Raw genomic sequence first — 15785 nt, 5'->3', positions numbered from 1 at the left:
AGAGCTCCCTCGCTTGCCCAGTCTTATCGTTTCGAGTGTCAGCTCGGGCAACTGTTCGGGCGAATCAAGGGAGAATCCGGCGTGGGTACCAAGCTACATGGCGATCGCTGAGATCCAGGCTCTGACGGCAGCCCACGCCGGCTCTCGACACCTAAACTGCCAGATTCCGAACAGATAAGGCTCTTTGGCGGCATCCATGCCGCCAAAGGTCCCGCGACGGTGAGCGGGCAAGGGCCAGTTGCGTCGGTCGGTGTGCGTAGGCGAGCGATACAGAACGACACTGTGCGAATCAAGAGGCGCTCTAGCTCTTTCTCTCCGGCCTGCGCCAACATCTGTCGAATGCGATAACGCAGCGATCCGAAGCAGCACCCCTGGAGCGACTTGCGCAGCAATCTGCTCCTTATCCAAACACCGACCAACGTTGATGGTGCGGTGTCCTCGCCGCTTGCGGGACCGTGTGGCGGCATGGATGCCGCCACCGAGCCTCCACGGACGGATTTACGGCGTGTCCCGGAAGTGGTGAGGGCACCGCGCCCTCGACCCGCGTGGCTTTAGAAGAGTCATCCGGTGTCAAAGCTCAAAGCCTCAGCCGCAGTGAAATGAATTGATACCAAGTCCAAAGTCCCAGGCCCCGGCGCCAACCGCCAACCGCCAACCGCCAACCGCCAACCGCAATGGCAGCCTGCATCGACACGAGCATCCAAGCGCGAGCATTCGACAGAGCAACCCGCGAGCGCGTGCTGCAGTACAAGCGCGTGCTGCAGTAGGGGAATCGCTTCCTGATTCAAGCCGAGCCGGTCACTGGCCGGACCTGCCAGGCCTTGCGCGCGATGCGTGTGTTGCCGTCGCAACGCTCGCAGCAACCGCCCTTGAGAGGTACACCTACCCTCGGGCAGGTGCAGCGCGGCGTGGCTGCCTCGATGGCGTTTGTTAAGCTCCGGACTTTGTGTCCAGATCAAGGCCCACCAGATGACTGCATCCCCAGCCGCACGCCGCCCGGGCCTGCCCCTGCATTGGAAGATGGGCATTGGGTTCGCCGTCGGCCTGTTGTTGGGTCTGGCCGTCTACTATCTGGCCGGCAGCGACGCCGAGTGGGTGCGGCTGGCGACCAAGTACGTGACCACGCCGTTCTCGCAGATCTTCCTCAATCTGATCTTCATGCTGATCGTGCCGCTGTTGTTTTCGGCGCTGGTGATGGGCATCTCCGAGATGGGCGACATCCGCGCGCTAGGCCGCGTGGGTTGGCGCACGCTGGGCTACACCGTCGTGCTGTCCGGCATCGCGGTGCTGCTCGGCCTGGTGTTGGTCAATGTGCTCAAGCCCGGTGCGGGCGTGGACCCGCAGCTGGCCAATCAGCTGATCCAGGAAAATGCCGAACGCACCCGCGAGATCATCTCCAGCTCCGGCACCCAGCCGCAGGGCATGGACATGCTGTTGTCGATCGTGCCCAACAACGTGGTCGCGGCCGCCTCGAGCAATGGCGCGATCCTGTCGCTGATGTTCTTTGCAGTGATGTTCGGCGTCGGCATGGTGCTGACCGCCGACGAAAAGGTCGCCACGCTCAAGCGCGGCATCGAAGGCATCTTCGAAATCTCGATGACTTTGATCGGGTTGGTGATCCGTCTGGCCCCGTATGCGGTGGCCTGCTTCATGTTCAACCTTGCCGCGCTATTCGGGTTCGATCTGCTGATCCGCCTGGGCGCCTACGTGGGCGTGGTGGTGTTGGCGCTGGGCCTGCACATGGTGGTCAGCTACGGGCTGGCGGTGAAGTTTGCCGGGCGCTCGCCGCTGCGCTTCTTCAAGCAGACCCAGGAGGCCACGATGATGGCGTTCTCCACTGCCTCCAGTAATGCAACCCTGCCCACCGCCCTGCGCGTGGCCGATGAAATGGGCCTGCCGCCGCGCGTGTCGCGCTTTGTGCTCACCGTCGGCGCCACCGCAAACCAGAACGGCACCGCGCTGTTCGAGGGCGTGACGGTGATCTTCCTGGCGCAGTTCTTCAATGTCGACCTGAGCATCGGCCAGCAGTTCATGGTGATGCTGGTCTGCATCCTGGGCGGGATCGGCACCGCCGGCGTGCCGTCGGGCTCGCTGCCGGTGGTGGCGCTGATCTGCGCCATGGTCGGGGTCAACCCGGTCGGCATCGGCATGATATTGGGCGTGAACCATTTCCTGGATATGTGCCGCACCGCGCTCAATGTCACCGGCGATCTGGCGTTGACGACATTGGTGGCCAAGGGGGAGGAATAGGGAATCGGGAATAGGGAATGGGTAAGAGCGGGCTGGTGCGATCGGGACGTGTGATGTGAGGGTCTGTCGCAGCGGCGGCGGCGGTGCGAGCGGCGTTAGCGGCCAAGCTGCAACACTGCATCCGATTCCCAAGTCCCGATTCTCTATTCCCGACTCCCCATCCCGCTAACACGCTCTGTGGGAGAATAGGTGGCTCCGCTTCCAGCGGTGTTCCCCTCCGCTTCCATAGACGCCCATGACCCAGCCCACCCGCCGCCAGCTGGCCAACGCCATCCGTTTTCTCGCCGCAGATGCGGTCGAAGCCGCCAAATCCGGCCATCCAGGCATGCCCATGGGCATGGCCGATATCGCCGAAGTGCTGTGGAACGATTATTTCCGGCACAACCCGAACAACCCGCAGTGGTTCAACCGCGACCGCTTCGTGCTGTCCAACGGCCACGGCTCGATGCTGCAGTACGCGCTGCTGCACCTGACCGGTTACGACTTGCCGATCGAGCAGCTCAAGCAGTTCCGTCAGTTGCACAGCAAGACCGCCGGCCACCCCGAGCGCAGCGAAACCCCCGGCGTGGAGACCACCACCGGTCCGCTGGGGCAGGGGTTCGCCAATGCCGTGGGCTTTGCGCTTGCCGAGAAGTTGCTGGCGCAGCGCTACAACCGCCCGGAGCTGCAGATCGTCGACCACCGGACCTGGGTGTTCATGGGTGACGGCTGCCTGATGGAAGGCATCTCGCACGAAGCCGCCTCGCTGGCCGGCACCTGGGGCTTGGGCAAGCTGGTGGCGTTCTGGGACAACAACCATATCTCCATCGACGGCAACACCGACGGCTGGTTCAGCGACAACACACCGGCACGTTTCGAGGCCTATGGCTGGCACGTGATCCGCGATGTGGACGGGCATGACGCCGACAAGATCAAGGCGGCGATCGAAGCCGCGCTGGAAAACAGCGACAAGCCGACCCTGATCTGCTGCCGCACCAAGATCGGCTTCGGTGCGCCCACCAAGGCCGGCAAGGAATCTGCGCACGGTGCACCGCTGGGCAAGGAAGAGCTGGAAGGTGCGCGCAAGGCGCTGGAGTGGCCGTACGGCCCGTTCGAAATTCCCGAGGAGATCTACGCCGGCTGGCGCGCAGGTGGCACCGGCACGCTGCGTCAGGCCGAGTGGGAGCAGTTGTTCGACAAGTACGGCAAGCAGTACGCGGCCGAAGCTGCCGAACTGACCCGTCGCTCGCATGGCGAGCTGCCGGCCGACTTCATCGCCCGGGCCGATGCCTACATCGCCAAGGCGCAGGAAGACGGCCAGACCATCGCCTCGCGCAAGGCCTCGCAGCTGGCGATCGAAGCATTTGCGCCGCTGTTGCCCGAGTTGATCGGCGGCTCGGCCGATCTGGCGCATTCCAACCTGACCCTGTGGAAGGCCAGCAAGTCGGTGGCCACCGACGACCCGGACGCCAACTACGTGTATTACGGCGTGCGCGAGTTTGGTATGACCGCCATTGCCAATGGTCTGGCGCTGCATGGCGGCTTCATTCCGTTCGACGCCACCTTCCTGGTGTTCAGCGACTACGCGCGCAACGGTGTGCGCATGAGCGCGTTGAATCCGGCGCATGCCATCCATGTGTATACGCACGACTCGATCGGCCTGGGCGAAGACGGTCCGACCCATCAGCCCGTGGAGCACCTGGCGTCGCTGCGCTACATCCCCAACAACGATGTGTGGCGCCCGGGCGATGCGGTGGAATCGGCAGTGAGCTGGAAGGCCGCGATCACCCGCAAGGACGGCCCGAGCTGCCTGATCTTCAGCCGCCAGAATCTGCAGCACCAGCCGCGCAGCGCCGAGCAGATCAAGCTGATCGAACGCGGTGGCTACGTGCTGGCCGATGCCGAAGGCGGCACGCCCGACGTGATCCTGATCGGTACCGGCTCGGAAGTGGGCCTGGCGGTGGAAGCCAAGAAGACGCTGGATGCGGCCGGTTTGAAGACACGCGTGGTGTCGATGCCGTCCACCGATGTATTCGATCGCCAGGATGCGGCGTATCGCGAATCGGTGTTGCCCAATGCAGTGCGCAAGCGCGTGGCGGTGGAAGCGGGTGTGACCGGCTTCTGGCGTAAGTACGTCGGCCTGGATGGCGATGTGGTCGGTATCGACACCTTCGGCGCCTCGGCCCCGGCCGATCAGCTGTACGCGTACTTCAAGATCACCGCCGAGCACGTGGTGCAGGCGGCGAAGGCGCTGTAACCGCGCAGCGTTGCGGATAAGAAAAACGCCGGCCAATGCCGGCGTTTTTTGTTGTGGCTGCCAGTGACGTCATCGTTTGATGCGCGCATTGCTGCCGAATCAATTGCGGGTCTCGGCCATCGTGATGGTGAGAGGGTGCAATGCTTAAGTGGCAGGTGTGCGTTGCAGAACGCGTCTGCGAGTGGGGCAAGCAGTCGCGGCATGCCGGTGATGCAAGAGTGCTGCGCCACGCAGCACCATGCTGCCGGATGGCCTTGCAGTAGTGGCGTCCGCCGCTGCTAGCGCGGGTGCTTGACCAGCGTCTCTGCACGAATCCATTCCAGTACCTTCAACTGCGCGTCCATCATGGTCGGGTTGGGGTCGTGCCCGGTGCGCGGTAGCGGCAAAAACGCCTTGCTCGGGGCAGAAATCGCATCGAAATAGGCCTTGCTGACCTCTGCTGGCGTGACCAGATCCTGGTCGCCCTGCAACAGATAGACCGGCATGGCGAAGCGGGTGCCCAGTGTGCGCAGATCGATGCGCGGGCCCATGCCGTCGCCGTGCGGACCGACGAACTGCAGGAACGCATAATCCTCTCCTGCCTCGTACGCGGCGCGGTACTCCGGCGTGTCGTAGTCCGGCGCGAAGGTGAACCAGCCCGCGGGCGCAGGCTCGGTCTGCAGCGCTTCGTAGGTGCGTGTCAGACGCCGCAGGATGCCGAAGTTGCGTGGGTTGGTCCACGGCGGAGGGCCTATTTTTTCCAGCTTGCCGATGGCCTCGGTATCGCTGGCCGCGCGCGCCAGCTGCAATGTCTTTGCGTAACTTGCCGTCATGTCGTCCTGGTAGTTGGCCAGTTGCGCGGTGCCGACTTAGAGCAGCTAATAAAACTACTGTGCAGCCGCCAGGCGGGCGCGGCCGGTGCTCGGAATCCTCATGTACCACCCGTACACTCCGGTTCCTCCGCGCCGTCCACACCCACCTGACGACTGCTCGCTACGTTTTGTTAGCCGCTCTTAGGCCTGAAATAGCTCCGGTTGCGCCATGGCCATGTTGACCGCCAGCGCCGACCCCCACGAGCCACCCATGAGGATCAACGTACGCTTGCCCAGCCGTTGCGTGGCATAGCGGGCGACCGCCACGCCATCGTCGGTCAGCCGCTGCAAGGTCAAGGTGTCGCCATCGGCCGGCGTGCTGGCAGCGTAGGTCTTGCCTGCGCCGCGCTGATCCCATTGCACGATGGTGAAGTGCTGCGTCCAGCTGCCGAACAACTGCTGTGCAAAGGGCGTATTGGGGTTGCCCGGCCCGCCGTGCACGATCAGCACCACCGGGTTGCGGCAATCCTGCCCGTCGATGGTGACCCATTGCGCGATGCCGCCGATCTGCACAAGGCCGGATTCCGTAACACTGGTGCCCTGCTGCTGGCAGGCAGCGCTCACTGCGACTTCTTCCGCGTGTGCGTCGACGACAGCAAAGGCGCAAAGCAGCAACAGCGCGCCACTCTTCCAAGACTTCTTCATGCGATCCCTCGTGGTGCTGCGTGTTTGCGCTACGCAAAGCCAGTCCTGCGGCGCTCATCCGAGTATCACCGCAGCGTGAGTCCGGCTGCAATGCAGATCGCAGTAGTGCGCGATCTATCGGTTGATCGCTGGTCCTCGCTGGTACCTACACGCCACTACGCTGATCAGTTTGCGAGGCGCGTGGGGTTGGGGTCTGCGATGGCTGGGCGATGCAGGCGCAGGTGTCGGCGGTGGCGATGGTGTGCTGACCAGGCCGTCGTGATCGTGCTCCGTATGGTGTCGCCGACCAGTGCACCGCTGTCGCGCGCTAGCGCTGCACACAGTCCAGTTCGCCGATGTGTTCCGTGCTGCATGCAAGCGACGCCTCGATGCGCTGTCCGCTTGGCCGAGGAGCGTGTAGCGGGCGAGGCCACTGGCAGGAGCAAAACCTTGCTGTAGCGTTCGCTTGGGCCGGCCTTCCTGCCGGCCGACCCTGACGCTGCCTATTTAAAATGTGAATCATTCCCATTAAAATGTTGCACTGCCGCAGTTTCGCGGCGTGTCCTCCCCTGTTGACCGCCGCCGCCGCGTGGCGGCTGCCCTCGATTTCTGCGCCGGAGCTGTAATGAACCGTCCTACCGTAATGCGTCTTCTTCTCATTGGGCCGCGCCCGCGCGCGCTGTCGCATGCGGTGTTCGCCGCGCTGTGCACATTGTCGGCAGGTCAGGCCATGGCCGAAACGCCGGCCGGCGATGCCGAGGTCACCACGCTGGACCGGCTCAACGTGCAGGGCGAGCTGGTCAAGGGTTATACGGTGGAAAAGACCACGGCCGGCACACGCATGAATCTGTCGCTGCGCGAGATTCCGCAGTCGGTCAGCGTGATCACGCGCGACCGCATGGACGACCAGAACCTGCAGAGCATCACCGATGTGCTCAACAACGTCTCCGGCATCTCGGTGGCCCAAAGCGATAGCGAGCGGCTGGAGTTCTACGCGCGCGGTTTCTACATCGATAACTACCAATTCGATGGCATTCCGGCGTACATGGAGCAGGCCTGGAGCTATGGCGATTCGGCGTTGGACGTGGCGTTGTACGACCGGGTGGAAGTGGTGCGTGGCGCCACCGGCCTGCTGACCGGCTCGGGCAACCCGTCGGCCTCGATCAATCTGGCGCGCAAGCATGCGGTGAGCCGCGACTTCACCGGTACCGTGTCGGTGGGCGGTGGCGACGTCAACAAGACCCGTAGCGTGGCCGATGTCACCGTGCCGCTGAGCCCCGAAGGCACCGTGCGCGCACGCGTGGTCGGCGTGTATCAGGACGGCGAATCCGATATGGATCGCTACAACCTGCGCAAGAAGATCGGCTCGGCGATCATCGATGCCGACCTCACCGACAGCACCTTCCTGAGCGTGGGTTACGAATACCAGAAGAAGGAATCCGACGACGTCACCTGGGGCGGCTTCCCACTTTTCTACAGCGATGGCACCCGCACCAACTACGACCGCTCGTTCAATCCCGCCGCCGACTGGACGTTCTGGGACACGCGTCTGCAGCGCACCTTCGCCAGCCTGCAACAGAGCTTCGACAACGGTTGGATGCTCAAAGCCAATGTGAGCCACGAGAAGACCGAAGCGTCCAATCACCTGTTCTATCCGTTCTATACGATCTTCGGCTTCGACCGCACCACCGGCGGTGGCGTGGTGCCGTATTCGGGCAACTACCAGACCGAGCGCAAGGCCGATGGCGCCGACGTCTACGCGGAAGGCCCGTTCCAGTTGTTCGGCCGCGAGCATCATCTGGTGGCCGGCGCCAGCTACAACCGCCGCGAGTACGTCAACAACGGCACCTTCGATTTCCCGGCGCCGCTGGACAGCTACTTCGGCTGGAATGGCGCGTACCCGGAACCCAACTGGAGCCCGCGCACGGTGCAGAGCGAAGGCACCATCAAGCAGAAAGCCGCCTACGTGGCCGCACGCTTTTCGCTGGCCGAGCCGCTGACGCTGCTGGTGGGCGCGCGCTATACCGATTGGCAAATCGATGGTGGCAACGCCGATGCGGCGCAGGGGCTGGTACCGTTCTCCGATAGCCAGACCGAGGTCACCCCGTACGCGGGTCTGGTCTACGACATCGACGATGTGTGGTCGACCTACGTCAGCTACACCGAAATCTTCAACCCGCAGACCTTGCGCGATGCCAATGGCGGCTACCTCGATCCGCTGAGCGGCAAGGGCTACGAAGCCGGCGTCAAAGCCGCCTGGTTCGACGACCAGCTCAATGCCTCGCTGGCGCTGTTCCGCATCGAGCAGGACAACCTGGGCGTGGCCACCGGCGGGTTTGTGCCGGGCAGCAGCGAGTCCGCGTTCGTGGCCGCAAGTGGCGTGGTCAGCGAAGGCTTCGACTTCGAGTTGTCCGGCCGTCTGGCCACTGGCTGGAATGCGACCTTCGGTGCTTCGCATTACACCGCCCGCGATGACAGCGGCACGTCGATCAACACGCACCTGCCGCGCACCACCATCAAGTTTTTCAACAGCTACACCCCGCAAGGTGCGTGGAGCGACCTGACCGTGGGCGGCGGTATCAATTGGCAGAACCGTTCGTACTACGTGGACCCGGTGTACGGCACGTTCCAGCAGAGTGCCTACACCCTGGTCAGTGCATTCGCCCGCTACCGTCTGTCGCCGCAGTTCTCGGTGCAGCTCAACGTCGATAACCTGCTCGACAAGCGCTACTACGCGCAATTCAATGGTGGCTACGGCGCATGGGGCGCATCGCGCAACGGCATGCTGACCTTCAACTACAACTTCTGATCGAGGGCGACGTCAGCTGGTTTGACGTTCGATCCTGCTGAAGCGGCACAGGCACCTGCACCGGTGCCTGTGTTTTTTGTGTGTCGGGTCGCTCTGTGCTGACGGAGCGCGGTGCTTGCGGTGGCGCTGGAAAATCCGCGCGGCATGCCGCAACGCTGGTCGCAGCCGTTGCCAGGAATGCAGTCAGAGCGCTGCAGGAGTGATGCGCGAGTTTCATCGTTGGATCGAAACGCAGCATCGTCTCCACGCGATCGAAATCGCAACTGCAATCGCACTCTCTCAAGGCAACAACGGCTGCAACTGCGGCGCCATCACGTCGGCCACCCAGTCCATGAAGGCACGTACGCGCTGCGGCAGATGGCGGCGTTGCGCGTAGAGCAACGTGACCGGCATCGGCTCGGGTGCAAGCTCGGCCAGCACTTCGATCAGTGCGCCGCTGTCCAGATGCGGGCGTAACGGGCTGGCTGGCGCCTGGATGATGCCCAGCCCCGCCAACGCAGCCGCCAGATACGCATCGCCATTGTTGACCGTCACCGGGCCGCGCATGGGCAGCAGCTGGTAGCGCTGCCCATCGTGATACTCGAAGCCGGGCGAGCGTTGCCCGAGCGTCGGCACGTAATGCACCAGATCGTGCTGCGCCATATCGTCCAGGCACGTTGGCATGCCGCGGCGCGCAAGATACTCGGCGCTGGCGCAGCTGACGATGCGGAACGCGCCCAGCGGGCGTGCGACCAGGCTGGTGTCTTCCAGCGTGCCCACACGCAGCACGCAGTCGAACCCCTCGCGCACCATATCCACGCGGCGGTCGGTGCCGCTGATTTCCACTTCCAGCTGTGGATGCCGTGTCAGAAATGCGGGCAAGGCGGGGATCACGAAATGACGCGCGATGCCCGCCGACATGTCCACGCGAAGGCGACCGCGTAGCTGCCCATGCTCGCGCTGAAACATGCTGTGCAACTCGTCCATGTCGTCGAGCAGGTCGCGGCTGCGCTGATAGAACGCCGTGCCGTCGCCGGTGAGTTGCACACGGCGTGTGGTGCGATGCAAAAGCTGCGTGCCGAGAGATGCTTCCAGCCGCTGCACGGCGGTGGAGACACTGGCCTTGGGCAGGCCAAGGGTATCGGCGGCGCGGGTGAAACTGCCCAGCTCGGCAACGCGCAGAAAGGCGCGCAAGGATTCCATGGTGTCCATCGATTGGTCGATTATCTTGAACGGTGCAATCAGCGTGAGCCGATTTATGTAGTGCAGCAAGCGCAATAGCCTGGGCCACACCCACTACGGAGCGTGCCGATGTCGACCACCACCACACCCATCACCGTGATCACCGGCGGCAGTCGCGGCCTGGGCCGCAATGCCGCGCTTGCGCTCGCTGCCGAAGGTAACGATATCGTGCTGACGTATCGCAGCCAGGCCGATGAAGCCGCGACCGTGGTGGCCGAGATCCAGGCGCTGGGCCGGCGCGCGCAGGCGTTGCCGCTGGATGTTGCGCAGGCCGAGACCTTCAGCGCATTCGCCGCGCAGCTGAAGGACGTGCTCGCCGATTGGGGGCGTACGCAGTTCGATGCGCTGGTCAACAACGCGGGCACCGGACTGCATGCGGCCATTGCCGATACCACGCCGGCGCAGTTCGATACGCTGGTCAATATCCATCTCAAAGGGCCGTATTTCCTGACCCAGGCGCTGCTGCCGCTGATCGCCGATGGCGGGCGCATCCTCAATGTGTCGAGCGGCCTTGCGCGCTTCGCGCTGCCAGGTGCGTCGGCCTACGCCATGATGAAGGGCGGGGTGGAGGTGTTCACCCGCTATCTTGCAAAAGAGTTGGGCGCACGCGGCATTCGCGCAAATACGCTGGCGCCGGGCGCCATCGAAACCGACTTCAACGGCGGCAGCGTGCGCGACAACGCGCAGGTCAACGCGATGGTGTCCTCGGTCACCGCACTGGGCCGGCCTGGTCTGCCGGACGACATCGGGCCGGTGGTGGCGGCGTTGCTCGCACCCGGCACCAGATGGATCAATGCACAGCGCATCGAGGTCTCGGGCGGGATGTTGATTTGATTTGATGCGTCAGACAGTGCGGCGATGTCGGTTCGACGGCAGCGCCTCTTGCAAGCCAGTGCATTGCGGTGGGCACGATGACGATGCGCGGCGATGTATGCCGGGCGTCGCGTCGTTGCCTCACTGCAGGGGCTGATCGCCATGCAGGACGGGATAGGGATTCAACGCCTCTCCCTTCCACCATTGCTTTTCCGGTCCCAGGCGATGGATCTCGAAGTGCAGATGCGGTGCGGCCGGATCGGCATTGCCGGTGCTGCCGACATAGCCGATGACCTGGCCGCGTTTGATGGACTGTTTTTCGGCCAAACCATCGGCGTAGCGTTGCAGATGCGCGTAGTAATAGCAGTACGTGCCGCCGGGCTCGAACTGATACACCGTCAGGCCGCCGCGTTCGCTGTCGAACAGTTTCTCGACCGTGCCATCTGCCACAGCAAGCACCGGCGTACCGGCCGGCGCCAGGATATCGATGGCGTCATGCACGCGGCCTTCGCTGCGTGCATCGGTAAAGGTGTCCTGCAATTTGCTCCGGTCGATGCCCTGTACCGGGATCAGCAGGCCAGTGCCCGCCGATGCCACATCGGCCGCGGAAGCAGTCGCAGGCGGTGCAGGTGCAGGTGCAGGTGTCGCCGGGCTCGGCTCTGCAGGCACGGCATCCGATGGCAGCGATGTCGGTGCGGGTTGCGCAGCAGCTGCAGCAACCACTGCAGTGTCGGTGGGCTGCGCAATCACCGTCGCCGCGCTCGCCGACGGCGTGACCGAGGCCTCCGGCGCGCCACGTTCCAGCAACCAATAGCCGCCTGCACCGATTGCCACGCCTGCAACCAGGATCATGAGCAGTTTCATGCTTACTCCTGCATCACGACCGGGACCGACGGGCCGACCACGCTGGCCAGATTGACCACGTCCCAATTGGTCAGACGCACGCAACCATGCGATTCGGTCTTGCCGACATGGCCGGGCTCCGGCGTCCCGTGCAGACCGTAATGCGGTTTGGACAGGTCGATCCATACCCGGCCAACCGGATTGTTCGGGCCTGCCGGCAACGTGGCTTTTTGATCGCCTTTCTTCGCGTCCCAGAACAGCTTGGGGTTGTACTTGAACACCGGTTCGCGCGAGATGCCCAGGATCTTCCAGCGCCCGATCGGCAATGGATCGTGCTTGCTGCCCGACGACACCGGGAACTGTGCGTAGACCTTACCGTCGGCATCGAACAGGCGCAGCGTCGAGTCGGACTTGTCTACGACCAGCTTGGCCGGTTTGGCCAGCGGCGCAACGCCGTCGATGTTGGGAACCTGGATCACGCCGCCGGCCTTGCCGAGATCCACGCCGGGGTTGAGCTGGCGTAGCAGGGCCGGGTCGGCGTGGAAGCGCTCGCCCAGGGACTCATCCACCGAGGTATAGCCAAGCGACGGCAGCTTGGCTTGCTCTGCGGGACCCTTGGGAATTGGCTGGAACGGGCCGGCAACGTCGGCATCGGTGAGCGTGTATTGCACCAGCGCCGGCGTGCTGTCGGCCTGCAATGCCTGCCAGGTGGCGTCGTCCAGTTCGCCGGTCACCTTGATGTTGTGCGCGGCCTGAAACCCGGACACCGCACGCTTTTGGTTCGAGCCGCGTTCGCCATCGATCTGGCCCGGCGAGAAATGCGCGCGGTCCAGCAGTACCTGTGCATGCAGATCCGAGCGTGCGCCGGTCGCGACAGTCTTGGCGGCAGGCATCGCCGTCGGCGCAGCTGCGGCGGCAGGCGCGGGTTGCTGTGCCTGTGCCAACGCAGATAACGAAGCGCTCAACGACAGAGCGAGCAAACAAACGCGAGCGTAGGAGCGTGGTGGCATGTGCACATCCAGGAAAGGCATGCGCGCACCTTGCCCGACCGGGCTGCGCTTTCTGCGTGAAATGGCTGCACGCCGACTGACTCGAGACCTGGTATCGCTGCGGCCAGTGGTCGATGACGACGATACGGTACTCCGTTGCACGGCCGCCTGCGCGACACCGCCACGTTGCGCGTGGTGTCGTGTGCAGGCTCGCTTGTGCGATCTCGCATCACGCATCGGGAACCGATCGCCTGCGTCATGCGCAGACAATCGGTCGATGACGTGTGCACCCACGTGCGAGCGCACGCAACTGGCCGCGTGCCGCACATGCTTGGTCGTCAGTAGGTATAGCCCAGTGTCAGCAGGTACGTCCGTCCGGTCTGCACATAAGCGCCATCGGCGCCGGGGTCGTAGGCCATGTAGCGGTCGGACTTGCCCTGGGTTTCGTAGAACGTGGCGGCATTGAGCAGGTTCTTGGCCGACACGCCCACGTCGACGTGGTGCGGCAGATGATAGGTGGCGCTGAAGTCCAACGACTTGACCGGCTGCAGGTAGTAATTGAGCCGGTCGCTGGTCAGCCCCAGCAATTGCAGGCCGGTGTAGTGGTAGCTCAGGTCTGCGCGCAGGTGCGCATCGTCGTAAAACAGATCCAGGTTGTAGAGGCGCTCGGGCGCACGCGGTAACCAGGTTTTTTCCGGTTGGTCGGCCCGTTTGCTGTCTGCTTCGCTGCGTTGCAGGGTGAGGTTGGCGGTGACGCCAAGGTTGCTCCAGATGCCCGGCAAATCCTGCAAGCGCTTGCTACCGGCCAGCTCCAGCCCGTACAGCGTGGCGGTGCCGCCGTTCTGCGGCATGGTCACTGGTACGCCGTTTTCGAAGGTGGTGCCGGTGGGCACCAATCCGCCGAGTGTGTTGTCGTTGCTGGTGGCCGACTGCGAGGTATAGATGAAGCCGGTGATGCGCTTGTAGTAGGTCGAGGCGCTGAGCACGCCGCCGTTGTGGTCGTAGAACTCGGCCGACAGATCGGCGTTGTCGGCTTTGCTCGGCTGCAGATCGGGGTTGGGTTTGGAAATGCCGACCACGCGCTGGGTGTCGTCGATGGTGTACACCGTCTCGCCGGAAATCAGGCCAAAGGCCGGGCGGCTGAAACTGCGGCGTAGCGAGGCGCGGTAGACGGTGAGATCGTCGGGCCGATAGTTGATGCTGATGCCGGGCAACACTTGCCCATAGGTGCTGCCGCTGCCGACGAAATTGCCGCTGTTGCCGTCGCCGCTGGATTGCCAGGAATCGGCCGAGTAGCGGGTCAACTCATAGCGCACGCCGGGCAGGATGCTGACCTGACCGATATGCAGCGCGGCCATCGCGTAGCCCGAATAGATCGCTTCGGTGCTGGAGGTGGTGTTGGCGTTGTAGTCGTTGGCGGTATAGGCGCCCGCGCCGTTCGGGTCGTCGATGTATTTGTAGGGCAGGGCTTGTGCGCGCATCCAGTTGCGGTCCAGCAGTTTGAACGGGCCTGCGTAATGCCCATCGAAGGCGTTGTAGGTGAGGCGGCCGGGAATGGCGCTCAGCGGCGGTCCGCCCGCGGTGGGGAAGGCGTAATTGGGGCCACCGAAGTACGGCCCGTTGGTAACGAAGTTGCCGTCCTTGTGGAAGAACGGGTGATCGTAGGCACCGCGGTCGGAGTGATCGGCAGACAGGCCGACCTTGACGCTGTCCAGCACATCGCCATCGACCTGGTAGGTGATATCGGTATGCGCGTTGATGCGGTTGTCGTGGCTGCCGGCATCGTGGCCTTGCACTTTCCACAGCAGCGACGAATCCAGGTTGTAGAAGAAGTCCTTCAACGCCGCCGCGCTGGGGCCGATGCTGGGGTAGGTCGGGTCGCTGAGGTCGAAGGCGAAGCTACCCGGGGTAAAGCCATACAGACTGGCCGACACATAGTCCGGCCGGCTGCGCGTACCACGCCCCACCGAAGCGCCGTAGTCCAAGCGCAAACGGTCCAATGTGGTCTGCCCGCCAAGCTGCAAGGTCGCCAGCTTCTCGTCGATGTCGTGGGTATTGAAATAGCCGCCGCGCACCGCCGTGGGTTGGTTGAGATAGGTTTCCAGGCGTGCGCTGGATTGATCCTGCTGCCCAGTGACGCCGTAGCTGCCGTAGATGGCGCGCGCATAGAGCGCACTGGTGTCGCCTTGCCAATCCAGCGAGAGGTTGCCGCCATAGCGTTCGATCTGGCTGGTGTACAGGCTGTATTTGTAGCGCGTGCTGATCAACGGGCCGGCAGCGCGCAGATCGGTTGCATTGGCCAGCGCGGGATCGGCCGGCACGTATTTGCTGTTGGGTGCCGGTGCCTGCGCCATGTTGTTGTTCTTGCCGTAATAGGCCGATGCGTAAACGCCAAACGCATGGTCGCTGCCGAATTTCCAGGCGATTTCCTGCTGGAACGTGCCGCCGGTGTGCTTGCCGCCCAGGTGCGAGGCCAGTGCGTTGAGCTGGCCTTGCGCGGTGCTCCTGGCATACACGTCCTGGTCGAAATCGAATGCATTGGGCGTACGCATGTCGATCGCACCGCCGATCGCATCGCCGGGCATGTCGGGTGTGGGCGATTTGGACACCTGCACCGACTGGATACCGAACGGCGCCAGCATGTTCAAGGAGATTGCGCGCGTCGACGCATCGGTTTCCGGCATGCCGAAGCCGTTGAGCGTGTACGCGTTGTAGCTGGCGTCCATGCCGCGGATGCTGACGTAGGCGTTCTCGCCGGTGGTGGCCTGGCCCAGATGCATATCGCTGTACGACGACAGACCCGGCAGATGCGCCACGACATCGGCGATGCCGCCGGAGGGGATGGCGTCGATCTGCTGCTTGCTCATCACGCTGTTGACGCTGCTGGACAGGCGTTGCTCGTTGAGCGAGCCGGGCGTGGCGGCGTGCTTGGCCTGCACGTTGACCGAATCCAGCGTGGTGGTGGCCAGCTCGGGCGTCTCGGCCAATACGGGTGCAGACAGCACCAATGCGATGGCGCAGCTCAGGCGATGGAGGGTGCGGGGAGTGTGCATAGGGGAGACTCGTGTCAGTGAAAGGGGCCGCCTGGCCGTGACGCGGGCGCAGGCATGCAGTGCCGATGCCTTCCATTGCGGCGGGTCTGTGTGTGC

8 protein-coding genes, 1 other RNA gene and 2 pseudogenes are annotated in these 15785 nt (G+C 63.8%); 5 read left to right on the top strand and 6 right to left on the bottom strand.

The window, feature by feature from the left end; translation table 11 throughout:
* Positions 1-969: 969 nt before the first annotated feature.
* Both XdyCFBP7245_RS16190 and tkt read left to right on the top strand, forming a co-directional pair.
* A complete protein-coding gene (locus XdyCFBP7245_RS16190; protein WP_104616566.1) occupies positions 970-2250 on the top strand; it encodes a dicarboxylate/amino acid:cation symporter in 1281 nt (426 codons plus the stop codon).
* Positions 2251-2485: 235 nt separating this feature from the next.
* The gene (gene tkt, locus XdyCFBP7245_RS16185) at positions 2486-4486 is read left to right on the top strand and encodes a transketolase (RefSeq protein ID WP_104616565.1); all 2001 of its coding nucleotides are present in this window, start codon (positions 2486-2488) and stop codon (positions 4484-4486) included.
* A gap of 278 nt (positions 4487-4764) precedes the next feature.
* On the opposite strand, the pseudogene XdyCFBP7245_RS16180 reads toward tkt, so the two are convergent.
* Positions 4765-5334: pseudogene (locus XdyCFBP7245_RS16180) on the bottom strand (alpha/beta fold hydrolase); the annotation flags it as partial.
* 64 nt (positions 5335-5398) lie between these two features.
* Between XdyCFBP7245_RS16180 and XdyCFBP7245_RS16175 the strand changes: the two are divergent.
* Positions 5399-5474: non-coding RNA, sX9 sRNA (locus XdyCFBP7245_RS16175), on the top strand.
* 10 nt (positions 5475-5484) lie between these two features.
* Here XdyCFBP7245_RS16175 and XdyCFBP7245_RS16170 read toward each other — a convergent pair.
* Positions 5485-5850, bottom strand: a pseudogene (locus tag XdyCFBP7245_RS16170) (alpha/beta fold hydrolase); the annotation flags it as partial.
* A 736-nt stretch (positions 5851-6586) separates the two neighbouring features.
* Between XdyCFBP7245_RS16170 and fhuE the strand changes: the two are divergent.
* Entirely contained in the window at positions 6587-8770 is a 2184-nt protein-coding gene (gene fhuE, locus XdyCFBP7245_RS16165) for a ferric-rhodotorulic acid/ferric-coprogen receptor FhuE (protein ID WP_104616564.1), read from the top strand.
* 279 nt (positions 8771-9049) lie between these two features.
* Here the strand turns inward: fhuE and XdyCFBP7245_RS16160 are convergent, their stop codons facing one another.
* Positions 9050-10027 (bottom strand): LysR family transcriptional regulator, encoded by a 978-nt coding sequence (locus XdyCFBP7245_RS16160; protein ID WP_170068676.1) that lies wholly within the window; start codon positions 10025-10027, stop codon positions 9050-9052.
* 33 nt (positions 10028-10060) lie between these two features.
* On the opposite strand from XdyCFBP7245_RS16160, the gene XdyCFBP7245_RS16155 reads away from it, so the two are divergent.
* Entirely contained in the window at positions 10061-10825 is a 765-nt protein-coding gene (locus tag XdyCFBP7245_RS16155; protein ID WP_104616563.1) for an SDR family NAD(P)-dependent oxidoreductase, read from the top strand.
* Positions 10826-10945: 120 nt separating this feature from the next.
* On the opposite strand, the gene XdyCFBP7245_RS16150 is transcribed toward XdyCFBP7245_RS16155, so the two are convergent.
* The 3 genes from XdyCFBP7245_RS16150 to XdyCFBP7245_RS16140 form a co-directional block, all read right to left on the bottom strand.
* Positions 10946-11668: a M23 family metallopeptidase gene (locus XdyCFBP7245_RS16150; protein WP_104616562.1), complete on the bottom strand. Its 723-nt coding sequence runs from the start codon at positions 11666-11668 to the stop codon at positions 10946-10948.
* A 2-nt stretch (positions 11669-11670) separates the two neighbouring features.
* The gene (locus XdyCFBP7245_RS16145; protein ID WP_104616575.1) at positions 11671-12657 is read right to left on the bottom strand and encodes a L,D-transpeptidase family protein; all 987 of its coding nucleotides are present in this window, start codon (positions 12655-12657) and stop codon (positions 11671-11673) included.
* A 317-nt stretch (positions 12658-12974) separates the two neighbouring features.
* Positions 12975-15689 (bottom strand): TonB-dependent receptor, encoded by a 2715-nt coding sequence (locus tag XdyCFBP7245_RS16140; RefSeq protein WP_104616561.1) that lies wholly within the window; start codon positions 15687-15689, stop codon positions 12975-12977.
* Between the last annotated feature and the right edge of the window lie 96 nt (positions 15690-15785).

The organism is Xanthomonas dyei (assembly GCF_002939865.1).
Lineage (GTDB): Bacteria > Pseudomonadota > Gammaproteobacteria > Xanthomonadales > Xanthomonadaceae > Xanthomonas > Xanthomonas dyei.
Note: the sequence above shows the minus strand (reverse complement) of the source record. Positions and strands in the feature narration are given on the sequence as shown.

Bases quoted from the DNA above. Each gene is read 5' to 3' on its own strand.
- XdyCFBP7245_RS16140 (WP_104616561.1), bottom strand. From the start codon at position 15,689: ATGCACACTCCCCGCACCCTCCATCGCCTGAGCTGCGCCATCGCATTG.
- XdyCFBP7245_RS16155 (WP_104616563.1), top strand. From the start codon at position 10,061: ATGTCGACCACCACCACACCCATCACCGTGATCACCGGCGGCAGTCGC.
- XdyCFBP7245_RS16145 (WP_104616575.1), bottom strand. From the start codon at position 12,657: ATGCCACCACGCTCCTACGCTCGCGTTTGTTTGCTCGCTCTGTCGTTG.
- XdyCFBP7245_RS16150 (WP_104616562.1), bottom strand. From the start codon at position 11,668: ATGAAACTGCTCATGATCCTGGTTGCAGGCGTGGCAATCGGTGCAGGC.
- XdyCFBP7245_RS16190 (WP_104616566.1), top strand. From the start codon at position 970: ATGACTGCATCCCCAGCCGCACGCCGCCCGGGCCTGCCCCTGCATTGG.
- tkt (WP_104616565.1), top strand. From the start codon at position 2,486: ATGACCCAGCCCACCCGCCGCCAGCTGGCCAACGCCATCCGTTTTCTC.
- fhuE (WP_104616564.1), top strand. From the start codon at position 6,587: ATGAACCGTCCTACCGTAATGCGTCTTCTTCTCATTGGGCCGCGCCCG.